This is a genomic window from Pedobacter sp. GSP4, assembly GCF_051857575.1.
Taxonomy (GTDB): Bacteria; Bacteroidota; Bacteroidia; order Sphingobacteriales; family Sphingobacteriaceae; genus Pedobacter.
Genome location: NZ_JBPZIR010000004.1, coordinates 715,212 through 740,095, shown reverse-complemented (window position 1 = coordinate 740,095; position 24,884 = coordinate 715,212). Strand labels below are relative to the sequence as shown.

At 39.4% G+C, this 24,884-nt stretch carries 24 protein-coding genes; 12 read left to right on the top strand and 12 right to left on the bottom strand.

Annotated elements, in window-relative coordinates; all coding sequences use genetic code 11:
* Positions 1 to 154: 154 nt before the first annotated feature.
* Positions 155 to 1,153 carry a fumarylacetoacetate hydrolase family protein gene (locus ACS5PU_RS14085; protein WP_439459795.1) on the bottom strand — a complete coding sequence of 333 codons (999 nt, stop codon included), beginning with the start codon at positions 1,151 to 1,153 and terminating at the stop codon, positions 155 to 157.
* A 67-nt stretch (positions 1,154 to 1,220) separates the two neighbouring features.
* Entirely contained in the window at positions 1,221 to 1,676 is a 456-nt protein-coding gene (locus ACS5PU_RS14080; protein WP_439459794.1) for a hypothetical protein, read from the bottom strand.
* Between the two features lie 280 nt (positions 1,677 to 1,956).
* Between ACS5PU_RS14080 and ACS5PU_RS14075 the strand changes: the two genes are divergently transcribed.
* The 4 genes from ACS5PU_RS14075 to ACS5PU_RS14060 all read left to right on the top strand — a co-directional run bounded on the left by ACS5PU_RS14075 (position 1,957) and on the right by ACS5PU_RS14060 (position 5,836).
* Complete coding sequence (locus ACS5PU_RS14075; protein ID WP_439459793.1) at positions 1,957 to 3,123, top strand: homogentisate 1,2-dioxygenase; 1,167 nt, start codon at positions 1,957 to 1,959, stop codon at positions 3,121 to 3,123.
* 122 nt (positions 3,124 to 3,245) lie between these two features.
* Positions 3,246 to 4,376, top strand: a complete 1,131-nt coding sequence (gene hppD / locus ACS5PU_RS14070) for a 4-hydroxyphenylpyruvate dioxygenase (RefSeq protein WP_439459792.1) — start codon at positions 3,246 to 3,248, stop codon at positions 4,374 to 4,376.
* A 129-nt stretch (positions 4,377 to 4,505) separates the two neighbouring features.
* Positions 4,506 to 4,976: a hypothetical protein gene (locus tag ACS5PU_RS14065; protein ID WP_439459791.1), complete on the top strand. Its 471-nt coding sequence runs from the start codon at positions 4,506 to 4,508 to the stop codon at positions 4,974 to 4,976.
* A 410-nt stretch (positions 4,977 to 5,386) separates the two neighbouring features.
* Positions 5,387 to 5,836 (top strand): hypothetical protein, encoded by a 450-nt coding sequence (locus tag ACS5PU_RS14060; protein WP_439459790.1) that lies wholly within the window; start codon positions 5,387 to 5,389, stop codon positions 5,834 to 5,836.
* A 76-nt stretch (positions 5,837 to 5,912) separates the two neighbouring features.
* Here the strand turns inward: ACS5PU_RS14060 and ACS5PU_RS14055 are convergent, their stop codons facing one another.
* The 10 genes from ACS5PU_RS14055 to ACS5PU_RS14010 form a co-directional block, all read right to left on the bottom strand.
* Positions 5,913 to 6,431, bottom strand: a complete 519-nt coding sequence (locus ACS5PU_RS14055) for a DsbA family protein (RefSeq protein ID WP_439459789.1) — start codon at positions 6,429 to 6,431, stop codon at positions 5,913 to 5,915.
* A gap of 1 nt (position 6,432) precedes the next feature.
* A complete protein-coding gene (locus tag ACS5PU_RS14050; RefSeq protein WP_439459788.1) occupies positions 6,433 to 6,894 on the bottom strand; it encodes a redoxin domain-containing protein in 462 nt (153 codons plus the stop codon).
* A gap of 75 nt (positions 6,895 to 6,969) precedes the next feature.
* On the bottom strand, positions 6,970 to 7,887 hold the full coding sequence (locus ACS5PU_RS14045) for a DUF58 domain-containing protein (protein WP_439459787.1): 918 nt from the start codon (positions 7,885 to 7,887) through the stop codon (positions 6,970 to 6,972).
* Between the two features lie 737 nt (positions 7,888 to 8,624).
* Positions 8,625 to 9,143: a hypothetical protein gene (locus ACS5PU_RS14040; RefSeq protein ID WP_439459786.1), complete on the bottom strand. Its 519-nt coding sequence runs from the start codon at positions 9,141 to 9,143 to the stop codon at positions 8,625 to 8,627.
* 44 nt (positions 9,144 to 9,187) lie between these two features.
* A complete protein-coding gene (locus ACS5PU_RS14035; RefSeq protein WP_439459785.1) occupies positions 9,188 to 9,862 on the bottom strand; it encodes a M15 family metallopeptidase in 675 nt (224 codons plus the stop codon).
* Between the two features lie 345 nt (positions 9,863 to 10,207).
* The gene (locus ACS5PU_RS14030; protein ID WP_439459784.1) at positions 10,208 to 11,422 is read right to left on the bottom strand and encodes a PQQ-dependent sugar dehydrogenase; all 1,215 of its coding nucleotides are present in this window, start codon (positions 11,420 to 11,422) and stop codon (positions 10,208 to 10,210) included.
* A gap of 126 nt (positions 11,423 to 11,548) precedes the next feature.
* Entirely contained in the window at positions 11,549 to 11,869 is a 321-nt protein-coding gene (gene trxA, locus ACS5PU_RS14025) for a thioredoxin (protein WP_113948464.1), read from the bottom strand.
* A 156-nt stretch (positions 11,870 to 12,025) separates the two neighbouring features.
* Complete coding sequence (dnaE, locus tag ACS5PU_RS14020; protein ID WP_439459783.1) at positions 12,026 to 16,459, bottom strand: DNA polymerase III subunit alpha; 4,434 nt, start codon at positions 16,457 to 16,459, stop codon at positions 12,026 to 12,028.
* Positions 16,460 to 16,802: 343 nt separating this feature from the next.
* Positions 16,803 to 17,255, bottom strand: a complete 453-nt coding sequence (locus ACS5PU_RS14015; protein WP_439459782.1) for a lipocalin family protein — start codon at positions 17,253 to 17,255, stop codon at positions 16,803 to 16,805.
* Positions 17,245 to 17,394, bottom strand: a complete 150-nt coding sequence (locus ACS5PU_RS14010; protein WP_439459781.1) for a hypothetical protein — start codon at positions 17,392 to 17,394, stop codon at positions 17,245 to 17,247. Before ACS5PU_RS14010 ends, ACS5PU_RS14015 begins: the two co-directional genes overlap by 11 nt.
* A 228-nt stretch (positions 17,395 to 17,622) precedes the next feature.
* Here ACS5PU_RS14010 and mdh point away from each other — a divergent pair, with 228 nt between their 5' ends.
* From mdh to ACS5PU_RS13970, 8 genes are all read left to right on the top strand, one after another.
* A complete protein-coding gene (gene mdh, locus ACS5PU_RS14005) occupies positions 17,623 to 18,561 on the top strand; it encodes a malate dehydrogenase (protein ID WP_439459780.1) in 939 nt (312 codons plus the stop codon).
* Positions 18,562 to 18,852: 291 nt separating this feature from the next.
* On the top strand, positions 18,853 to 19,278 hold the full coding sequence (locus ACS5PU_RS14000; protein ID WP_439459779.1) for an aspartyl protease family protein: 426 nt from the start codon (positions 18,853 to 18,855) through the stop codon (positions 19,276 to 19,278).
* Between the two features lie 219 nt (positions 19,279 to 19,497).
* Entirely contained in the window at positions 19,498 to 19,893 is a 396-nt protein-coding gene (locus tag ACS5PU_RS13995) for a group III truncated hemoglobin (RefSeq protein ID WP_439459778.1), read from the top strand.
* Positions 19,894 to 19,956: 63 nt separating this feature from the next.
* Positions 19,957 to 20,493, top strand: coding sequence for an SRPBCC family protein (locus tag ACS5PU_RS13990; RefSeq protein WP_439459777.1), 537 nt, complete (start codon positions 19,957 to 19,959; stop codon positions 20,491 to 20,493).
* Between the two features lie 372 nt (positions 20,494 to 20,865).
* Positions 20,866 to 21,543, top strand: a complete 678-nt coding sequence (locus tag ACS5PU_RS13985; protein ID WP_439459776.1) for a response regulator transcription factor — start codon at positions 20,866 to 20,868, stop codon at positions 21,541 to 21,543.
* Positions 21,544 to 22,896 carry a sensor histidine kinase gene (locus ACS5PU_RS13980; RefSeq protein ID WP_439459775.1) on the top strand — a complete coding sequence of 451 codons (1,353 nt, stop codon included), beginning with the start codon at positions 21,544 to 21,546 and terminating at the stop codon, positions 22,894 to 22,896. It abuts the gene before it with no gap.
* Positions 22,897 to 23,403: 507 nt separating this feature from the next.
* Positions 23,404 to 23,901, top strand: a complete 498-nt coding sequence (locus ACS5PU_RS13975; RefSeq protein ID WP_439459774.1) for a hypothetical protein — start codon at positions 23,404 to 23,406, stop codon at positions 23,899 to 23,901.
* 22 nt (positions 23,902 to 23,923) lie between these two features.
* Entirely contained in the window at positions 23,924 to 24,850 is a 927-nt protein-coding gene (locus tag ACS5PU_RS13970; protein WP_439459773.1) for a bestrophin family protein, read from the top strand.
* Positions 24,851 to 24,884 lie beyond the last annotated feature (34 nt).

Genomic DNA, 24,884 nt, shown 5'->3' with positions numbered 1-24,884 from the left:
GGCATAAAAACCTTGACGACATTTTAATGTGCCGCTACCGCTTTAGGTAATCTGATTAATAATTTAAGCAAATTAAATATTTGTAATCCTTAAAATAAAAGACCAATACAAATCTAAAGGACGGTCTTTTCATTAAACTGCTATTCTGTTTATTTTACTTTTTCTTTAACCCCAAAATCGAAAAATCCGTATCTGCTTTGGTAATGTTATTGGTTAAAGCGCCCAATCCTGTAATCTCCATCTCCACAACATCTCCCGGCTGTAGCCATTGGGCTTTATAGTTTGGATCGTTCAGTAAACCGGTTCCGTTCAATTCCAGGAAACAGCCTGTACCAACCGTTCCCGATCCGATTACATCGCCCGGAAGAATATCTACACCATAAGCACAGCGTTCAATAATTTCGGCAAAAGTCCAGTCCATATCTGCAGCATTTCCTTTAGAAACTTCGATACCATTTACACGGCAGGTCATTTTCAGGTTATAAGCATTACCTACATGGCCTTCTTTTGGTGCTACTCTGTACTGCTCCAGCTCATCGGGTGTTACCAACCAAGGACCAATAACGGTAGAAAAATCTTTTCCTTTAGCAGGACCAAGGTTTAAAAGCATTTCTTCCATTTGCAGGGTGCGTGCACTCATATCGTTCATCACCATGTATCCGGCAATATATTCATCGGCCTCGGCCGCCTTTATGTTTCTACCTTTTTTACCGATAACGATGGCCAGTTCTAGTTCGAAATCCAATTTCTCAAAATGATCTGGCATACATTCAATTTCACCTGTGCCCTGAATGGCATTGTGGTTGGTAAAATAAAAGATCGGGTATTCATCAAACTGAGGGATCATATCTACTTTCCTGTTTCTGCGGGCTGCTGCAACATGCTGTCTAAAAGCATATCCATCGCGGCAGCTTGTAGGGTGCGGAACAGGTGCCAAAAGCTCATAAAAAATCTCTTCTTTGGCCACTAAGCTATTGTCTTTGATCTGGCTATCCACCTTTTTTGCCCTTTCCATCAATACTTCACCACCTAGTAAAAAAGCATTCATATTATCCGGAATCAGCTTATCACAGCTATTGAGGTTATAAATATGACCATTTATAAATACGCCAAGATGCTCTCTGTCTTCGGTTTTATAGGATACTAGTTTCATATATCATTTGGTTAAATACGCGGTAAAGCTAAGAAATTCGGCAATTCAAAATAAAACTTAAATGGTATTATTTTAACACTGTATACTTTTGAAGGTTTGATTTTATCAGTGGAAAATCTTTTGCCTCAAGCTGTTTGTAATATTTTTTGTTGGATAAAAGTTCGCCAATAAGCAATCCACCAGCTACACCGGCAGGTACACCGGCAACAATCAACACTACCGATTCTACCAGTTTATCGCTCTGCACACCAATAACGAAAAAGGCCAAACCTCCAGCTATGGCCAAAGGAGCAACAATCCCCCTACGGTGAATGTACAATGCGGTAATATGATCGGCGCTCAGTTTTACGGTATCTCTCCGGTTCTTGATTACCATTAATCCATCATCACTTGCAGCATAAAAAAGTCCACGTGTAACCTTCCCGTCCTTTTCAACAACTTTGATTTTGTATTTGGCCCTTTGTTGCGCAAAACCGCTGAAGCCTAAAGTTAGGCAAATTAAGAATGTAAAGATAAATTTCATATAATAGGATGATTAAGTGAGCAATTAAAGGTAATTAAAATTTCAACTTTTAAATAAAATACTTACCTTGGCTGCATTAAAACAATGATCTTAAAAGCATTACATATTACTTTAGTGAACGACGCCATTGCTGCCCGTCGCTACAAGATGCTATCCAAGCTGATCATGGCCCAGTATTCTCTGTAATTTATTTTCCTTTTCTCTTTTAGTTGAAACGCATTGACGTTTTAATTGTTTATTTCTTAGGATTTTTTTCATTCTAACCATAACATACATTATTATGCCTGTTTATCATAAATTGGGGCAGATTCCAGCTAAACGACACACGGTTTTTCGTAAACCCGATGGAAATCTATATGCCGAAGAATTGGTATCAACCGAAGGTTTTTCCAGTTTGTACTCATTGGTTTATCACTGTCATCCGCCAACCATTGTAAAGCATTTAGGAGAACCTTATAGTGTAGCGCCCAAAATTGCCCGCGAAAAACATTTAAAACATACCAGTTTAATCGGCTTTAACATTAAACCCGAAGATGATTTTCTGAAAAGCAGAAAGCCTGTTTTGGTTAACAGCGATCTGCATATTGTTTTGGCCGCCCCAAAAAAATCGATGACCGATTATTTCTACAAAAACAGCCAGGCTGATGAAATGATCTTTATCCACGAAGGTACCGGGAAACTTAAAACAGGTTTTGGCGAAATTAAATTTGCCTATGGCGATTATTTGATTATACCCAGAGGTACCATTTACCAAATGGAATTTGATACCGAGCAGAACCGTTTGTTCATTGTAGAAAGTTTTAGTCCGCTAAGGCCACCAAAAAGGTATTTAAACCAATATGGCCAGTTGATGGAACATGCGCCCTACTGTGAACGCGATTTGAGATTGCCCGAAAACCTGCAAACACACGATGAATATGGCGATTTTAAAGTGCTGATTAAAAAACAGGAGCTCATCTATCCTTATACTTATGGCACACATCCTTTTGATTATGTAGGTTGGGATGGCTACCATTATCCATACGCCTTTTCCATTCACGATTTTGAGCCGATAACCGGCCGTTTACACCAACCGCCTCCGGTGCACCAAACTTTTGAGGGCCACAATTTTGTGGTGTGCTCTTTTGTTCCACGTAAGTACGATTACCATCCCGATTCCATTCCTGCACCCTATAACCACAGCAATGTAGATAGCGATGAAGTACTGTATTATGTTGATGGGGATTTTATGAGCCGCAAAAGCGTAGTTAAAGGGCAGATTACCTTACACCCGGGCGGAATTCCGCATGGGCCACACCCTGGTACAGTAGAGAAATCGATAGGAAAGGAAAAAACAGATGAGCTGGCCGTAATGATCGATCCTTTTAAACCTTTGATGATTACAGAAGATGCACTGGAAATTGAAGATGAAAATTACCATAAAAGCTGGCAGATTAATATAGAGTAGTCAAAAGTCCGAAGACCGAGGTCCGAAGATAAAAATGGCTAAGAATTATTCAAAACCTTACAACATTTAACAACAACACATCCGACTTCGGACTTCCGACCTCGGACTTAATACCAATAACAATGGAAACACAAACATTCGCAGAAAAAATATCAAAAGCACCAGATTTTCTGCCGATTAACGGAACCGATTATATCGAATTTTATGTAGGTAACGCCAAGCAGGCAGCGCATTACTACAAAACTGCTTTTGGCTTTCAAAGCCTTGCCTATGCTGGTCCCGAAACTGGTGTGCGCGACCGTTCATCGTATGTATTGCAACAGGGAAAAATCAGGCTGATTTTAACCACGGCTTTAAAATCAGACCATCCGATTGCTGAGCATGTAAAAAAACATGGCGATGGCGTAAAGGTTTTGGCACTCTGGGTAGATGATGCTTACAGCGCTTACGAAGAAACGACAAAACGCGGTGCAAAGCCCTATATGGAGCCTAAAACCTTAACCGATGAGCATGGAGAGGTTAAAATGAGCGGTATTTACACCTATGGTGAAACGGTACATATGTTTATCGAACGCAAAAACTATAACGGAACTTTTATGCCGGGTTACCGCGTTTGGGAAAGCGATTACCAACCTGCTGATGCCGGCCTTTTGTATATTGACCATTGTGTTGGTAATGTTGGCTGGAACCGCATGAACGAAGCAGTACAGTGGTATGAAGACGTTATGGGCTTTGTAAACATTTTATCGTTTGACGATAAGCAGATCAATACCGAGTACTCTGCCTTAATGAGTAAGGTAATGAGTAATGGGAATGGTTATTCTAAATTCCCGATTAATGAACCCGCAGAAGGCAAAAAGAAATCGCAGATTGAAGAATATCTCGAATATTATGAAGGAGAAGGCGTACAGCACATTGCCGTTGCTACCAAAGATATTGTTAAAACAGTTAAAGAACTTAAAGCCCGTGGTGTAGAATTTTTAAGTGCCCCACCAGAAGCTTATTACGATATGATGCCACAGCGCGTAGGTAAAATTGATGAGGAAATAGCTTTATTGGAAAGCCTTGGCATTTTGGTTGATTGTGATGAGGAAGGCTATTTGTTACAGATTTTTACCAAACCTGTAGAGGATAGACCAACACTCTTCTTTGAAATTATCCAACGTAAAGGTGCACAAAGCTTTGGTGCCGGTAATTTTAAGGCTCTTTTCGAATCGTTAGAGCGCGAGCAGGAACTGAGGGGAAATTTATAGTTTTATCAGCAGCACATCAAAGGCAATCAGTTTATCTGGTTGCCTTTTTTATTTACCCATTTTTAGGTATATGTTTTAAAAAGATAATTGGTTAAGTTTAGCTACACACAAATTAAAACCTAAATAATTATGAGAACAAAACTCACGCTGGTCCTATTGCTGGCGGCATCCTTCAGCGGCTTCGCTCAAACCAAGGCCGAAATCGTAAAAACCATTAATCAACTCCTGGCAAAAGCCATCGGCGGAACTGACATTAGTCTGCACAATGGTGTAAAAACTGAATTTAAAATTACGGCCAATTCATTTTCCATTGATGAAGAAATGAACTTCGGGGTTTTTACCATCGGAAAAGCCTTTGTCAGTTCAGACCACGCCAAAGAAGAAACAACCCATAAATCGCAGATAAATACCTGGAAAGGATTTAAGGTTAGTCCCGAATATAGCAATCCGAAAATTAAATCCGTTTACCCCGTTATTGATAAACGCGAAGGGGAGCCAGATAACGATCAAAATGGAATTAAATACTATTGCCTTGCTGGCGATGAGGATAAATTGTTAAGTGCATTGGCATCTCTGCAAGGCCTTTACACCAGAAAATAAGCTGTTTCTAATTTGTTTGACGTTATAATCAAAGGGAAGAAAAGACACTGATGAATGTAGGTAAGGACTGTATCTTAGCAATGTAACATAAATAACTATATCAGCAGCGTGGGTGTTTCTTCACTAAAACTTCATAAATGAAGTGCACCTTTGAAATAACAAAACACGAAGCGATTTCAATTTTGTTAAATTCTAAAAACTCATAATTAGTTTTTTAGTTTTCCGGTTACCCTTATCTGATACCTCATGTATTGCAAAATACATGAGGTTTTTTAGTTTAAAATCCTTTATGATAGGCGCAAAAATGCTACAATAGGTTTCTTTTAAAAAAAAACAATAACTTACGTTTCTTTACCGCCAAACATTCAACTAAATTGAGGCTAACCTTTAAAACATAATACCGCATAATTATGCTTGTTAAAGAAATAGGAATATTATTGATTCTAAGTCATGCAGTTTTGAAAATGCCGGCTGGGGTAAACAGTCCAATAACACAGATTAATGCAGAGACTCATCAAGAATCTAAATCTGCCAGATCAGAATCAGGAGATACCACTAAGCGGAAAAATACAGTTTACGTAAAAGATATAAAATACACCCGGGACAACGATTCAAGGACTTTTGCCCAAATCACCATAAAAAATACTACCAAAGAAACAATAACTGATATTTCCTTTCGGCTGGATGGTGACGTGACCAAAGGTTGCAATAATGCTTATGACCTTAAAAAACAGGTTAAACTCAAACCAAATCAATCCATCATTTTTACCCAACTTTTAGCTGAGAATGATTGCGAGATGCACGTAGTTAAGAATATTAGGATAAAATTTATAAAACACATTACTTTTACCCTAGATTAAGGTGTTATTTCCATTTCACATCTTCCATCTCACCTGTTCCACCTTCCATCTTACCTCTTCCATCCCACCTCTTTCCTTATTCCGTGCTTTCTTTGAGCATCTGGTAAAGATCCGTTGCGCCTCCATCAAATTTGTTTCCGTTTACATAAAAAGATGGTGTTCCGTTTACCCCGCTCCGTACACCGCTTTCAAAATCGTCTTCTATTTTCTTTTTTATGGCTTCCGAAGTACTGTCTTGCTCAAATTGTTCCAGGTCTAACCCAATGGTTTCGGCAAGCTCGTTAAACAGATCGGCTTTTAAGCGGTATTGATTTTCATAAAGGGCATCATGCATTTCCCAGAACTTATTTTGTAAGCCAGCTGCTTCGGCGGCTATTGCAGCGGGGAATGCAAATTCATGGGCATTTACCAGTGGAAAATTGCGGAAAGCAAACTTGATCTGACTTCCGAAAGCTTCTTCAATTTCCTTTAAAATGGGATGGGCATTGCCACAATAAGGGCATTGGTAATCGCCAAACTCTACAATACTTATAGTGGCCGTTTCATCACCCTGAATATGATCAAGGCTGTTTAAATCAGGTTTTAATGTGCTCATACTATTTTTTTGCTAACTCTTCCAATGCATCCAATATTCCATCTGCGCCCGGGTTAACTGCCACAGGCGATAAATAACTCCAGGCAATTTTCCCCTCTTCATCTATAACAAAAAGAGCTCTTTTACTTTCGCCAGTTTTTTCATCATACACGCCATAAGCTTTAGAAACCTCACCTTTTGGCTCAAAATCGGCCAATAACGGGAAGTGCAGTTTTCTGTTATCTTCGAAAGCAAGGTGGCACCAAACACTATCAACTGAAATACCGAAAAGCTGTGCATTGTGCTTACTAAAATACTTCAGCATTTCGTTATAAAGCGCCATCTGGTCGCTGCACACCGGACTCCAATCGGCCGGATAGAAAGCCAGGATTACATTTTTGCCCCTAAAATCTTTTAGTTTTATTTTTTGATCAGGTGTAGCATTCAATTCGAAATCGGGTGCCATTGCGCCTTTTTCTAACATAGTATCGGGTTTTAAATTTAAATCGGTTATTAATTAACAGCGCTCCCTGCCTGTTGTTTCACCAAAAAATGAGCTTTAGCCCAATTTCTGTCTTTTTATTAAATATGCCTGAAGAATGGGGTAAAAACCTTCGTTCATATCTGCATCTATCAGGTCAATTTTATATTGCGCACATTTTAGGGCAATTTGCTCGCGGTAAGCAGAAACCGCGGCAGTATAATTTTCCTTTACCTGGTTGGCATGCACCTTAATGGTGTCGCCGGTTTCCATATCAATAAACTGGTAAGGACGGTTCTCGAAGTCAAAATCAACTTCTTTTGGCTTATCTACCACATTAAAAACCACCACCTCATGTTTGTTAAACTTAAGGTGCTGTAGGGCATCAAAAAACTGATCTGTTTTATCGTGACTGGTTTGCGAGTTGAACAGATCGCTGAAAACAATAACAAGTGAACGTTTATGGATCAATTCTGCAACCTGGTGCAAGGCTTCGCTCAAATTGGTCTGCGCATGTACCTTTGGTTTATGCAACAGCTCTTCTAACTGGGCAAATAAATATTTTTGATGTACGGTGGTAGATTTTGCAGGTGAGTTCAACAGTATTTCATCGGTAAACAGACTTAAACCAAAGGCGTCGCGCTGTTTTTTTAACAGGTATATTAACGAAGCCGTGGCCTGAATAGCAAAAACAAGTTTGTTGTTTTTGGGTTCGGGGAAGTACATGGACGAAGAAACATCGATTACAAACTGACAGCGCAGGTTGGTTTCTTCTTCAAAACGTTTGCTATAAAGTTTATCGGTTTTGGCGTATAGTTTCCAATCGATATTTTTCACATTATCGCCGTTGTTGTACTGGCGGTGTTCGGCAAACTCTACCGAGAAGCCATGGAACGGACTTTTATGCAAGCCAGTAATAAAACCCTCTACCACCTGCTGGGCAAGCAATTCTAAATTTCCATAGCTTGTTTCGTTCTCGTAGTTTACGGCCTGCATAAGGTAAAGCTAATAAAAGATTTAGTAAAAAAATTAAAAATTAGCCAATACTTCCGAAGTTTTAGAGGTTAAGTATAGGTAAACTGAAATCACAAAACTGCCAACTGAAAACTACCAACTGAAAACTGATTTGGGCGTTACCCAAGGGTCGGGCTTTTCAGGGCTGCGCTGCGCTCCGGTACCGATGAAGGATCGGTACTAAACCCTTACAATCCCTAACGCAAAACCTACCGTTTTAAAAAAGACCTCGAAGGTTTTTAAACGGCGTAGCACTCAATGAGGCCTTTAAAAACAAGATTAACATCGAATTAAACCTTCGAGGTCTGATCAGATTCTTTGCCGCCCCAAAAACCTCCGGCTTTGTTAATAAACCTGATAGAACGGAAAGCCCACAGCGAGGCACGAGCGAGGACTTGGAGGGATAGCAGGGCTGCACTATGCGATTAACGTAGAACCGCTCATTTTCAAAAAAATTGATACTTAAAATTTCTATTTTAAATCTAACGCCGAAAACTGTAAACTGATAACTGTAAACTGATCTGGGCGTTACCTAAGCTGCGCAAAGGCCGGGCTTTTCAGGGCTGCGCTGCGCTCCGGTACCGATGAAGGATCGGTACTAAACCCTTACAATCCCTAACGCAAAACCCACCGTTTTAAAAAAGACCTAGCAGGTTTTAAAAGCTTTTTATCAATTGCCTAATGTTCAGTAATGAATTAGAATAAATTTATCCAGAAATCTATTCTTCACTTAAAATATTCATAACCCGCATGAGTTCTTCTTTGATTTTAGGATAAGATAAAACAGATTGTGTATTCGGCTTAATTATTTTTTTTATCACTTGATTTCCGTACAGATAATACCGTTTTTCAACAACACTTTTAACCTTAAAATCTTTCAAATACATCGGTTTGTCGTAAAAAAAGTCTTTTTCATAGAAGAAAAACAGGCCTTTACTGTTAAAATAGTATTCGGATTCAGACTTTCCGGTTTCCCCATATAAAACACAGTGTATCTTTTTAATTGCTCCTTTATCATAATAGCCAACAACTTCTCCACCTTCTGCCGACATTCCTGAAGCACTTCTGCTTTTCTTTTTGAAAAATTTCAGCTGTTTATTGATCGATAAAAAATCTGACTGTATTTTTCTGATGATCAATAACGTATCTGTAGAAACTATAACCGGACTTTTATCAACGGCACAATCCTTAATGCCATAACAAATTATACCAATTAAAAATATATAAAGCCCTTTCATTCTTTATTTTTTGTTTTTTAGATCTCTAATACTCTTACCAAAAGTCATCTGGAAATGCGGGTAGTCTTTAAACCTTTCCAGTTTCCTCCCCACTCAAATCCAAGCTGCTCTCCAATTTTAACCACTTCCTTAGGTAAAATACTCCAAACCGCATGCCCTTCTTTTACAATTACAACATCAACAGCTAAGCCATAATTGTGATAACTTGTCCCTCCTTTGGCTTTAGTTACAATATTTCCAGGCGTTGTTCTACCTTGATTGTATAAAGCATTTTGTTCAGCAATAGTTCTCATTGCCTGCACAATTCTTAGTTGTATCCCAACTTCTTCTTCAACAGTATTAATGAATGCTCTTGCAGGTTTTTGCAATCTTCTATCTAAGGTCAAAATTCTTTTGTTAGTTGCTTCATCCCAAGTTGGCCTCAAATGTTTTGGTAACCCATCTTCAACAATCAACATTAATGAATTTGCTTTTTTATTAAATTTAAGACACTTCCTCTTATCCCAAACCATTCCCGAATCATGAAAATAATAGTCAATATCTATTCCGCCCTTTGTAGATTTTTTTTCCACAGTATAATTCTTATGGATCGTATCAATAATTAATACTATTGATGCACTAGATATTGAACACGATCCAAGGCTATGTAATGATTTAAAAGGATCATAAAAAGTAAATAAAATACCGGCGTTCCTTTTTTCTTTTAATGAGTATTCCATTAGTATATTGTCAATGTTTTGATAACATAGTATAATCACAACAAAACAATAGGGAATATTTGTGTAAGAGCAATTAGCATGCCGAAATTGGAATGCTAAAATCACATTGACACCGTTATTGCCTAAATATCAATAGACTTCGAAGATTTAACTCGCGGTCTAATTTATAATTCGATCAATGAATCTGGGATAAAGATTATAGCACAGTTTTTTGGAAGCTTCCAAAATTTTAACAGGCAAAACTTAAAGAACCTATCAGATTTTTAAAACCTGATAGGTTTGGGAATAAAAAAGACCCCGCAAGTTTTTAAAACCTGCGAGGTCTGCATCGTATTTAGCTTAAAATTACTTCTTTGCTATTTTATACAGATGGCCGTTATCGGTTACGGTATAAAGTGCTCCATCCTTTTCTACCATATCCCTAAAACGCTCTCCTTTTCCTTCCAGTAATCTTTCTTCGCCAACAATCTTGTTATCTTTAATTACCAAACGGATAATGTGCGAACCGCCCAAGCCGCCAACAAACAGATTTCCTTTCCATTCGGGAATGCTGTTTGCGTTGTAAAATGCAATACAGCCCGGAGAAATGCTCGGATTCCAGTAATAAACCGGTTGCTCCATTCCTTCTTTTTGCTGAATGCCATCGCCTACTTTTTTACCGCTATATTCTGTTCCGTAGGTAATAATTGGCCAGCCATAATTTTTACCCGGTTTAATAATATTTACTTCATCGCCACCTTTAGGACCAAATTCTGCCTCCCATAAATCGCCGGTTTGCGGGTTAATGGCCAGGCCATCAGGATTGCGTAAACCCAAAGCATAAATTTCTGGCTTGGCATCGGCTTTGCCTGCAAACGGACCATTGGCAACAGCTTTTCCATCAGTGGTAAGGTGTAAAATTTTGCCCAGCGAAGAGTTTAAGTACTGCGCTTGGATCCTGATATCGCCGCCCGAGCGCTCGCCGGTACTCACAAAGAGGTTTCCGCTTTTATCAAAAACAATGCGCGAGCCGTATTGCAATTTACCGCCGTAAGCAGGTGTTGCACGGTAAATAACGGTCTGATTTTCTACAGTTGTTTCGCTGGCCGATAATTTGCCTTTGGCAATGGCCAATAAAACACCTTTATCCTGAGGCTCTGAATACGCCCAGTAAATCATCCTGTTTTTGGCAAAGTTCGGATCGAGGGTAACATCCAATAAACCGCCCTGACCAGATGGATCTACCTTAGGTAAACCTGTTATCTTTTTGCTCGATTTTCCGTCGGCAGTTAGAATAACCATGGTACCTTGTTTTTGGGTAATTAAAAAACCCCCGTTAGGCAGTACAGAAATGGCCCAAGGGTTTTCTAATTTCTCATTTAAAACAGATACATCAAGTGTTGTTTTCGTTTTTACACCTGCAATTCTGGTCTGTCCTTCAAAGGCCGGCTTATAATCTGCAGAGGGTTCGTTGGTTTCTACCGGGTTTTGTGCCGAAACACAGGCAATATTTGCACAGTTAAAGGCTAATCCTGCGAGTAAAACACCAAGAGTTTTATGGTTAAATAGGTTAATGGGCATGATTTGTAGTTTTTATTAAAGAAACAAAAATATTTTCCATAAAAAAAACCCAAATCCATCAAATGAACTTGGGTTTTAAATATGTTACAAGCTTTCGGGCTTTCACCTTTTGGCTTTATGCTTAAACTAAGCTAACTGCTTGTTTAATTTATCGGCTAATATCGATTTTGGAACTGCACCAACTTGTTTATCTACCACCTGGCCATCTTTAAAGTATAATAAAGCTGGGATGTTACGGATACCAAACTGCATTGAAATTTGAGGGTTGTTATCAACGTTTACTTTTCCAACTACCGCTTTACCATCATATTCTTTAGCAATTTCTTCTACTACTGGACCAACCATGCGACAAGGGCCACACCATTCTGCCCAAAAATCTACTAATACGGGTTTATCTGATTTTAATACAAGCTCCTCGAAGTTTGCATCTGTGATTTCTAATGCCATAATTATTTTTTTTATGTTCAAATATATGTATTCAATTGTAATGCCAACACATCTGTAATGTCAATTTGACATTATTTTGAGGTAGAGGGTATAAAGGTTGAGGGTGGAAGGTTTTGAGCGCCTAAGCCTTCAGCCTTTTACCTTCGGCCTTTTACCTTAGTTAAGCTTATAATTAACAACATTTAGGCCGAGCAATTGTTCCAGAAACTTGTTATTAGGGTTTATTTTCAGATTCTTGGAAGGTAAATCGAGCATAATCTGCTTTTCGCTATCAAAAACAGCAAAGTTAAGTTGGCAGTTCTGTTGCTCTGAGTTTGCCTTATTGTCTGCTAATATCGATTCGATTTCGCGCATCAATTGATCATTAACCCGTTCAATAGGCACCTGGATGGTTAAACTTTTAGCCAGTTTATCCCTCAGTTCAGACATTAAGTTAATGGCGGTAATCTTAAATTCCCAATCGCCTGCTTTGCCGAAACGTTCGCCTACCCTACCCCTGATCTGCAAGAAATAGCCTTCGGTTAAAAATGATTTGAATTTCAAGAAATCTTCTCCAAACAGGGCCATTTCACTGGCATCGTCATAATCTTCAAAAACAAAGGTTCCAAAAGGCTTACCTGTTTTAGTAATCCGTTGCGAAGCTGTTACCACCAAACCGCCTACACAAAGCTCGCGGTTTTTCAGTTTATCAAATTCGGCCAGTACTTCTTCATTGCTATCGCCCATCCTCACTTTATTGATAATGCTGAGCTGTTTAACGCTATGGGTACAAAACTTATCGAGTTCCAGTTTATAGTTATCCAATGGGTGCCCCGAAAGGAAAATCCCGATGGCATCTTTTTCATATTTTAGACGGTCCATTAAGGCCCACTCAGGCGAAACAGGCAGCGATGGCTCTAAAATCAGATCGGCTTTTGAGCCTCCGAACAACGAAGCCTGAGAGGTATTTTCATTGTTCTGAAAATCGTTGGCATATTTGATAATCTTCTCAATGCCGTTCATTTTATCGTTGGGGCCAATGTAAAAATATTGAGCCCTGTGTCCGCCAAAAGCATCAAAAGCACCGCTGTACACAAAACTCTCGTAAGCTTTTTTGTTAACGATACGGGTGTTAGACCGTTTTGCAAAATCGTATACCGTGCTATACGGTCCGTTGGTTAACCGTTCTTCAATAATACTCTCTACCGCTTTTTCACCAACGCCTTTCACCGCCGACATACCAAAACGGACTTCTCCTTTGGCGTTAACCGAGAATTTCAGGTCAGATTCGTTTACGTCGGGGCCCAATACGGTAACACTCATCTGGCGGCACTCTTCCATAAAGAAAGCCACCTGCTTAATATCGCTCATGTTGTTAGAAAGTACCGCAGCCATGTACTCGGCAGGGTAATGTGCTTTTAGGTATGCCGTTTGATAGGCAATCCATGCGTAACAGGTAGAGTGCGATTTGTTGAAGGCGTAGGACGCAAAAGCTTCCCAATCTTTCCATATTTTCTCTAAAGTTGTGGCATCGTGACCCTTTTCTGCCGCCTGTTTCACAAATTTAGGTTTCATTTTATCCAGAACGTCTTTCTGTTTCTTACCCATTGCCTTACGCAAAACATCGGCCTCGCCTTTGGTAAAGCCAGCCAGTTTCTGCGATAAAAGCATTACCTGCTCCTGGTAAACCGTAATTCCGTAAGTTTCCTTTAAATATTCCTCACAGGCATCTAAATCGTACTTAATTTCCTCTTCACCATTTTTACGGCGAACGAAACTGGGAATATACTCCATCGGTCCCGGGCGGTATAAGGCGTTCATGGCAATTAAATCGTCGAAAACCGTTGGCTTAAGCTCCTTCATGTATTTCTGCATCCCCGGACTCTCGTACTGGAAAATCCCGATGGTTTCGCCACGCTGGAAAAGCTCGTAGGTAAGTACATCATCAATCGGGAAATTATCAGGGTTAAGGTCGATGCTATGCCTCTTTTTTACCAGTTTAACAGTATCTTTTATCAGGGTTAAGGTTTTTAAGCCCAAGAAATCCATTTTCAACAAACCTGCGCTTTCTACAACCGAGTTATCAAACTGGGTAACATATAAGTCAGAATCTTTGGCAACCGAAACCGGAACAAAATTGGTAATATCGCTAGGTGTAATAATTACCCCACAGGCGTGGATACCTGTATTTCTTAAAGAGCCTTCCAAAACCTGCGCCTGTTGAATGGTTTCGGCGCTCAAATCTTTCAGGCTTCCCAGGTTCTTCAGTTCTACCACGCGTTCGTACTCATCTGGGCGCAAAGCTTCTTTCAAACTCTTTTCATCGAGGTTAAAGATTTTGGCCAGCTTCATATTGGGGATAAGCTTTGCAATTTTATCAGCCTCGAACAGTGGAAGATCCAGCACACGTGCAGTATCGCGAATGGATGATTTTGCGGCCATGGTACCGTAAGTAATAATCTGGGCCACTTGGTTCGACCCATATTTGTTAATTACATAATCCATAACCCGGCCACGGCCCTCATCATCAAAATCGATATCGATATCGGGCATGGAAACCCTATCGGGATTTAAGAAACGTTCAAAAAGCAGATCGTATTTAATGGGGTCGATATTGGTAATACCCAGGCAGTAAGCAACAGCAGAACCAGCTGCCGATCCCCTTCCAGGCCCTACCGATACATCCAGGTTACGTGCCTCGGCAATAAAATCCTGTACAATGAGGAAGTAACCGGGGTAACCCGTTTTTTCGATGGTAGCCAGCTCGAAATCCAAACGCTCAATAACATCATCTTTTAAAACACCGTAGCGGCGTTTTGCCCCTTCGTAAGTTAAATGCCTTAAAAATTTATTTTCACCACGCTTTCCGCCATCAGCCTCATCTTCGTCCACCAAAAATTCATCAGGAATATCGAATTTAGGTAAGAGCACCTCGCGGGCGAGTTTATAAATCTCAATCTTATCTATAATTTCCTGGATATTTAAAATCGCTTCGGGCAGATCGGCAAAAAGGGCCTTCATTTCATCACCCGATTTAAAATAATATTCCTGGTTTGGCAAACCATAACGGTAGCCACGGCCACGGCCAATCGGCGTTGCCTGTTTCTCTCCATCCTTTACGCAAAGCAAAATATCGTGCGCATTGGCATCTTTTTTATTTACGTAATAGGTATTATTGGTGGCTATCAGTTTAACAGCATGTTTCCGGGCCAGCGCAACCAGGGTTTCGTTTACACGGTCTTCATCTTCCTGGTTGTGGCGCATTACCTCGATGTAAAAATCATCGCCAAACTGCGCTTTCCACCAAAGCAATGCTTCTTCGGCCTGGTTTTCGCCAAGGTTTAAGATCTTGTTCGAAATCTCTCCGCCAAGATTACCCGAAAGCACAATAATATCTTCTTTATATTGCTCAATAATCTGCCTATCTATACGTGGAACGTAATAAAAACCTTTGGTATAGGCTATAGACGACATTTTAGCTAAATTATGGTAGCCTTTTTTGTTCTTGGCCAAAAGTACCATCTGGTAGCCGTTATCTTTTGCGGTACGGTCTAAGTGATTGTTACATACAAAAAACTCCACCCCGACCACAGGCGTCATTACCACCTCTGTAGGGCGCTCGCCAGCTTCAATTGCCGCAGCATTTTTAGCCTCGGCAGCTTTATTGTGGTTTAAAACATGGTTTACAAAGTGGAAAGCCCCCATCATATTCGCATGATCTGTCATGGCTACTGCTGGCATTTTTTGGGCCGCAGCTGCTTTTACCAGATCAGGGATGCTAATAGTACTCTGCAGTACCGAAAATTGGGTATGGTTGTGCAGGTGCACAAAAGTTGCAGCAGCAAGCTCCTGTTTATTACCGGCAAGTTCCTGTTTAGAAATTCCACCACCTTCGGCTTTTTGCTGGCGCCTGCGGATTTCATCCGAAGCAGCTTTTAAATTGATGTGCTTTAAGCCAACCCCTTCAATTGTTGCTGGGTTTACCTCCCTAAAACGCGGAAAGTATTCGGCATCTACCAGTAATTCTTCTTTTTTAAAAACCTCTCTTTTTACCAGCTCCAAGAAACAGCGCGTGGTAGCCTCCACATCGGCAGTTGCGTTGTGCGCCTCGTTAAATGGCACCCCAAATAAATAAGCGTGCAATTCGGTTAAAGTAGGTAATTTAAACCTTCCACCCCTACCACCGGGCAATTGGAGTAATTGGGCAGTAACTTCTGTACAGGTATCTAAAACGGGCAGTTCGGCCAAGCGGTTGGCTACACCAAAACGGTGAAATTCGCAGCCCATAATGTTTACATCGAAGCCAACATTCTGTCCAACAATAAACTTGGCCTTGCCTAAAACTTCATTAAATTTGGCCAGCATTTCATCAAAGTCAATACCCTGCTCGGCAGCCAGGTCGGTAGAAATACCGTGAATCCTTTCGGCATCGTACGGAATATTAAAGCCCTCTGGTTTTACCAGATAATCCTGATGTTCAACCAATCTCCCCATCTCATCGTGCAGCTGCCAGGCAATCTGTATACAGCGCGGCCAGTTATCGGTATCGGTAATCGGTGCATTGTAATTGCGTGGTAAACCAGTGGTTTCAGTATCAAAAATTAAGTACATATATGCGGTAAAGAATTAACCGTTGTAGAATAATAACGGTTCTTCAAAAATAACGAATTTGCATGCTGAAGTTGTCAGGATTTTATCAACAAAATAAGCAAACAAACCTATCAGGTTTATTGAAGAAAGCCAGTAGTTTGATGAAGCATAAGCAAATGGTTCGTGAGGACGCGAACCATGGGCGTGGAGAGAAAAAACAAAAGTTTTAAAAACCTCCGATGTTTAAAGCATCAAGACTAAAAAATGTTCTATCGCCCCGGTTCGTGTCGCCACAACCCGAAACCTAAATAACGCTAAATAACAAAAAGATTCTTCGTTATGCTCTGAATGACAACTAGAAAATCTAAAAATGTTCCTGACTCACCAGTTCGCTCACCTCATAGCCCTTCCGCCTGCACCTTTCAATAATATGCACCAGTAAATCGGCTTCCATTTTGGGTTCGCGGGCCATAATAAACAGGTACTTTTCATCTGGATGCCCCACTACCACATAACTGTAATCGTCGGCCAGTTCAATCACCCAATAACCAATTTTAAAAGGCCATAAAAATTGGGCTTTCATATCCCCATCTGCTTTTTCATCATCAAAAAACAGTTTAGAGGTGATCGATTTTTCTTCGGGCTTGCCGTCTTTGTGGTAGGTGGTATATACGTCAAAATGATCCTCATCGGCCAGCGTATAAGTTTCGGCAGTTTGTTTCCAATGCTTATCCAATAAGGTTGGTATGGAGTATAAAGAATACCATTTGCCCTCAAAGGCTTTATAATCTATATTCGAAATCGGTTTATTTTCCATTGCGATAGGCTTTAATCAATAACCAGCAGACTAGCGATAAAGTTTTAATGATCGTGAACCAATGTTTGACTTCGACTGTGAATTCTTTGGCCGCAAGTGTCAATTGCTCAGCATCCAATAAGTTTTGTTTCTCTTTCATAATTTAATGCAAGCCATACACAATCACTTTTTTAATAAACAGAACAGTTTTCTCCCATAACGTTATCGACTTCGTTCCTCGGAATAAAATTCATAAATGTTCGTGTCCGAAAGCCAATCTTAAAGGCACCTGCCTACAAAGTTTTGAAAAGGATTTTTAAAGCTTATATTTATTTCTACCTTCGATTAATATTTAACAATACGCAAACCATTAAAATAAATAAGATATATGAAAGTAACGGTTGTTGGCGCAGGCGCAGTTGGTGCCACTTGTGCAGATAATATTGCCCGCAAAGAATTAGCGAACGAACTAGTTCTGTTAGATATTAAAGAAGGTTTTGCCGAAGGTAAAGCGATTGACATGATGCAAACCGCAACCCTTTTGGGCTTCGATACCAAAATTACAGGCGTAACAGCCGATTACAGCAAAACAGCAGGATCGGATGTAGTGGTAATTACCTCAGGCTTACCGCGCAAACCGGGAATGACCCGCGAAGAACTGATTGGCATTAATGCAGGCATTGTAAAAGGTGTTGCAGAAAGTATATTAAAATTCTCTCCAGAAGCAATCTTCATTGTCATCAGTAATCCAATGGATACCATGACTTATTTAGCTTTAAAATCGTTGGGCTTGCCTAAACACCGCATTATCGGAATGGGCGGAACCCTAGATAGCTCCCGCTTTAAGTTTTACCTATCGCAGGCTTTAAACTGTAACCCAAGCGATTTACAGGGGTTTGTAATTGGCGGTCATGGCGATACCACTATGATTCCATTAACACGCCTGGCTACCTACCAAAGCTTACCTGTAAGTAATTTATTGGATAAAGCCACACTGGATAAACTTGCTGCCGATACAATGGTTGGCGGTGCAACATTAACGGGCTTAATTGGCACATCGGCCTGGTATGCCCCGGGTGCTGCAGGCGCCGCATTGGTTGAAGCCATTTTACGCGATGAGAAAAAACTGTTTACCTGCTGCGTTTCTTTAGAAGGCGAATACGGACAGGAAGATATATGCCTGGGCGTGCCGGTAATCATCGGCCGTAACGGATGGGAAAAAATTGTTGATTTTAAATTAACAGCCGAAGAACAGGCTGCATTTAACAAAAGTGCCGATGCCGTTAGAAATATGAATAACGTACTGGTAGAAATGAAATTGGTTTAATCCTTATTTACAAGCTTTTTTGCCACGGAAACACAGAAGCACGGAATAGATTAATCTTCTGTGAATTTCCGTGCCTCCGTGGCTATTTTTTCAATTAAATATGTCACCCTTGATCGCCGATGCCGTTGGAAATATGAATAACGTACTTTTATAAGCGTTTTTTGCCACGGAAACACAGAAGCATGGAACAGATTAATCTTCTGTGAATTTCTGTGCCTCCGTGGCTATTTTTTTCGATTAAATAAATTGTCACCCAAAGCATAGCGGAAGGGCATTAGACATGAACAAACAATGAGATCAATTTCAATCCCACTTAAACTGATAAACTTACAAGATGATGGCTTCCACCTTTTGGTGGAAGTACTTGTTTTTAAAGAAACCCACCTTGTTGTTGTCGATACCGGTGCATCCAGAAGTGTTTTCGATAAAGCATTAATTGAAAAACATCTTTCAGAAACCTTACAGGTTTCGGACGAGATAAATGCCGCCACCCTTTTTACCACCACAACAACCATACAGGCTACTATACCGGAGCTCAAAATAGGCAAACTAAAAATCAAACATTACGAAACCGTAGCCTTCGATCTGCAATCGGTAAGCGAAACTTACGAACAGTTTGGCCATCCTCCCATTATGGGCATTATTGGAGGCGATATTTTAATGGAATATAAAGCGGTAATCGATTATAACAAATTGCTATTGAGGCTCTACAAATAAGTTTAATTTCATTTTATGACTAAAATCATTTTTTACAGTTCATTTTAGGTGATATTTGTAGCAAATGAAAAAGCTAACTGCAGGTTATTGCGCCATTTTCTGGGCCGGCCTAATTGGAGGGATCATTTTTTTAGAAGCTTCCGTAAAATTTAAGGCCCATAATTATAACTTGGCTATCCTTAACAGTTTTCGGTTTTTTAAATTTAAACACGTTGCGATATGAAAAAAGATATTCATAACAGAGCAGATATTATCCTGCTGGTAGATACTTTTTATCAAAGGATACAGCAAAACAGTAAACTGGGGCCGATATTTACTGATATTGCAAAGGTAGATTGGCAGCACCACTTACCTAAAATGTACGATTTTTGGGAAAGTATTCTTTTTGCTAAAGCGGTTTACAAAGGCAACCCCATGCTTACACATTTTGCACTGAACAATAAAGTTCCTCTGCAGACATTAGAATTTGAAACCTGGAAAAACCTGTTCTACCAAACCGTTGATGATCTTTTTGCCGGTGCTAACGCCGAACTGATTAAACAAAAAGCACAATCTATTGCCGATTTAATGCATTTTAAATTAAATGCGCCCGATACCAAAATCAAGATCGTTTAAGAAATTTGTTTTGTTTTATACTGCTTTCTTTATAAATTTAAGAGAACAAACAAATAATCAAACATGAAATTTCTGAAAATCTTATTGGGGATTATTGTCGTATTGGCAATTATCTTCGTTATCGGTGGCCTTGTTTTACCGAAAACTTATTCTGTTAGCCGCAGTACCGTTATTAATGCTCCAGACAGCATTATTTACAAAAACATTGCCGATTTTAAAGAATTCTACAAATGGAATCCTTGGGCAAAAATGGAACCTAGCGCTAAAATTACATACTCTGGAACTCCTGAGCAGCCTGGTCATTTATACGAGTGGGAAGGCAAAGAAACCGGTCAGGGTTCAATGAAAATATTAACGGTTAAACCGAACGCACAGGTTGATATCGAACTAAAATTTATTAAACCTTTTGAAAGTTTGGCCGATACCAAATTTGATATCGCACCAGAAAGCGCAGGACAAAAAGTAACCTGGAGCATGAGCGGCGAAAACAATATGGTTTCGAAATGGATGTGTGTATTTGTAAGCATGGATAAAATGATCGGTAAAGATTTCGAAGATGGACTGAAATCCTTGAAAGAGAAATCAGAAAAAGGAAGTTAACTTTATCATTTTAGTAAGATTGTAACATGGATGACTTAAATACTTAAGATGTTTAAGGTGGTCATAAAACAAAAGTCATATTGTTTTTTAACCATTTAAGAATCTAAACTGTTTAAGATTTCATTGTGCAACATGCGCTTATGGCACAACATGAGGAATTTAAGAAAATTTAAGATTATGTGGCACTCAGATGCCTTATATGGCACCAACCTTCCATAAAACTTACAAAGCCTCTGCAAAGGGGCTTTTTTTTGTCTTAATTTGTATCAAACCAAACAATTGTGTCGACTTTGCGTTAAAAAAACATTAAAAATCAGCCAATCATTAATTAACATTTTGTAATTCACATTTTTTTAGATTACTTGCTACCAAATGAATTTATTACTTGTAGAAGACGAACCAAGCGTTGTTTCTGTGGTATCGAGAGGCTTAACCGAAGAGGGCTTTACGGTAAGTGTGGCACCTGATGGATTGATTGGGAAACAGATGGCCATGGAGAATCAGTTTGATCTGATTATACTCGATATCATGCTACCTGGGATAAATGGCCTCGAGCTGTGCAAAATTATAAAAACCCATAAGCCCAACACGCCGGTGATTATGCTTACCGCACTTGGTACAACCGAAAATGTAGTAAACGGACTGGATAACGGTGCAGATGATTACCTGATCAAACCTTTCAAATTTGCAGAGCTGTTTGCGCGTATCCGCATGCTGCTTAGGCGGTATAATGGTGCAATTACGCAAGATCAGATTATTACCATTGCCGATCTACAGCTCAATTTAAGTGCAAAAACAGTGAGGCGTAACCAAAAGGAAATTGTACTCACCGCAACCGAATACCGATTATTGGAATACATGGCTAAAAATAAGGGGAAAATTTTATCAAGGATTGATATTTTAGAAAACGTTTGGGATATAGACTTTAACCTCGGCACCAATGTGGTAGATGTGTACGTAAATTATCTCCGCAAGAAGATAGATAAAAATACCGATCAAAAAATTATCCATACAGCAGTTGGCCTGGGCTACGTATTAAAAGAAAAATAGATGCAGATCACCAAAAAGATCACTTTACTTTTTGCCATTTTATCGGCAGTAATCATTTCGCTCTTGAGTGGTTTTGTATGGTATTTTTCTAACGAGTTTGCATTCGAGGATTTTTACAAACGCTTAGAGGCCAGGGTAAGGATAGCTGCTCAGATTAAGCTTTATGAAGATGAAAACAATAAAGTTTATGCTAAAATGCGTAACCAATATTTAGAGAGGCTCCCCTCTGAGCAGGAATTTATTTTTGATGCCGATCAAATACCCAAAACCATAGACCGGGAATTGCCGCTTAGCTTTTACAACCGCATAAAGGCAGGAAACATGGCCCGCTATAGGATAGAGAACCATTTTTATGCCGGAAAATTCTTTAAAAATGCCAATTCAGGTTACATTGTTATTGTTTCGGCAAACGATCCTTTTGGGTTTAGAGAATTAAAAGACCTGCAAAGAATTCTGATCATCGGTTTTTTCCTATCAGTTATACTTTCATTCGTAGTGGGCTGGAGATTTTCCAATTACATGTTAATGCCGCTCCGGAACATCATCAAGAGCGTTAAAAAGATAAAGGCCGAAAATCTGCACCTGCGGCTGGATGTTAAAGCAGGGAACGATGAAATGTCGCAACTGGCCCAAACCTTTAACAATATGCTTAACCGTTTGGAAACAGCTTTTGAAACCCAAAACAACTTTATCAGCAATGCCTCCCACGAATTAAGAACACCTTTAACCATTATAAGCGGTGAAGTTGAACTGGCCATGAAAACCATCGAAGACAAAGCCAAACAGGAAAAAGCCTTATCAAAAATTAAAGATGAGGCAGAAAGGCTTGAGCACATTTTAACCAGTTTATTGGGTCTGGCCCAATCGGGCTTTAATGGCAAAAACCAACCCTGGGAAGAGGTCAGGATGGATGAACTGCTCTGGGAAATTAAAGAATCGGTTAACCAGGTACACCCAAACAGTAAGATAGAGATCGATTTTAGCAAACTGCCCGATGATGATGAACTCCTCTCGCTAAAAGTAAATAAGAACCTGATTAAACTGGCCATTAGCAACATTGTTAGCAATGCCTGCAAATACTCAAATGAAAACCTGGTAAGTATAAGCATAGAAAGTAATGCCAACATGCTTTCCATTGCCGTAATTGATAGGGGCATCGGTATCCCACAAACCGATATCCAGCACATATTCGAACCATTTTACCGGGCTTCGAACACAAATGATTTTAAAGGCTATGGCGTTGGCCTTCCACTTTCATTAAATATTATCCGCCTCCACAGAGGCAGCATTGCCATCAAATCGCAGGAGGGTATTGGCACAGAAATTAAGGTTTTGTTGCCTACTAAGGGTTAATTGGTTCATTAGTTCATTGGTCATTAGTTCATTGGTACTTGCAAACTGCCAATTGCGAACTGTATTATTGATTATTCGTACAAAGAATTAATTGTTTAAACCGCTTAACTGTACTTGCAGAGCGTTAATTGGTCATTAGTTCATTCATTGGTTGATTAGGCTATGGAGTTAATCGAACAGCAATAATTCTTCCGCAACATCCTCCTGAACTTGTTTCAGGATCTAATTTAGATAATTCCCTTAACCACCCTACTAAAAAGATTCTTCATTTCATTCAGAATGACAGCTTGGGTAAAAGAAAAGTATTCAAACATTACAACCTTCCAACAATTTAACAATCTGTCACAAAAACAATTAACCGATTAACCAATTTAAACAGTTAACCAAAGAATTCCGAAAAGGAGTGCGTTCTAATCTCATTCTAATCTCACTCTTATTTGGCTATAATAACATCGGGCTAAACTTGTATTAAATAAATTTTTGATTGATTTAAACAAAGATAAAGCCATGAAAACAGTATTAGTGCCTACCGATTTTAAAATAGCAAGCCTTAACATTATAGATGCGCTTGTTCTGAACCAACAAAATGAAAAGCTGAATATCATCTTCGTACATGCTTTTAAACTATCAGATTCGATAACCGATATGCTGATGTTGAGTCGCCGCAGCCGCGATTACGAAAATGTGAGCGATGAATTTTACCAAAAATTAAACGAAGCCAAAGCAAAATACGCACAACAGATTAATGCAATCGGGATTGAATATTTTTATGGCAGTACGGTTGCCGCCTTTAAAAATTTTATCGAAGCTTTCGATGTAGATTGTATTGCCTATTTAAAGGGCTACGACTTTACACCGATCAATAAATTTAGTATCGATCCCCAAATACTAACAGCACGTTCTGGCTGTAAAGTAATCCTGTTAAACACCTTAACGGTGCATGCTACCGAAAAGTTAATCGATACAAAAATAAACGAAGTGCGTTTGCAGGAAGCAAATGCTTAACAATAACATTAAATTTTAGATTATGCTGTTACGAAATAATATTCCGCTCACATATATATTCGGAAAGATCAAAAAAGAACTCCTATTTGTGATAGGCTATTCTATAGGTATTGTGGTATTATATGAAAACTTTCATGTCACCCGCATATCCATCCCCGTTGCCGTACCCGCTTTATTGGGAACCATAATTTCACTATTGCTGGCCTTCCGTTCTAACCAGGCTTACGATAGATGGTGGGAAGCCAGGATATTATGGGGCGCCATAGTAAACGATTCGAGGACCATTTCACGCCAAATACTATCGTTTGTTGAAAACCCTTACGGTTTAGAAGAAGTAGAGGAGTTTAAAGAATGTTTTATTAAAAGGCAAATCGCCTGGTGTTACGCGCTTAGCAAAGCATTAAGAGGCTTTAATGCCCGCAAGGACCTGGAAGAATATCTTTCTGCGGAAGAAGTTGCTTTTATTAAAAAACGTAAAAATGTAACTACTTCTATATTGGAACTTCATGCCATGGATTTAAAAAAGGCATTACAGGAAGGCTGGATAAATAAATACCAACAGATAGAAATTGATAAAACTATTACAGCCTTATGTAACCACATGGGTGGATCGGAAAGGATCAAAAACACCGTTTTCCCGGTTACCTATAGCAAATACATCAATATGTCTATCCATTTATTCATTGTGCTTTTACCTTTTGGTTTAATAGAATATTTTGGTTACATGGAAGTGCCTTTGGTAGTGGCTATTGCAGCATTTTTCCTATTGGTAGAAAAAATGGCCGTTCATCTTCAAGATCCTTTTGAAAATAAACCTACCGATACGCCAACTACAACCATTTGCAGAAACATTGAGCGCGATCTTTGCCAAATGCTCGATGATAATAAAATATACGAGGACAAACCTCAAACCGAACTGGCTCCTGTAGGATCTTACTATATCCTGTAGCAGGCCCAAAAAAAATCTCTAGTAGAGAGGTTAG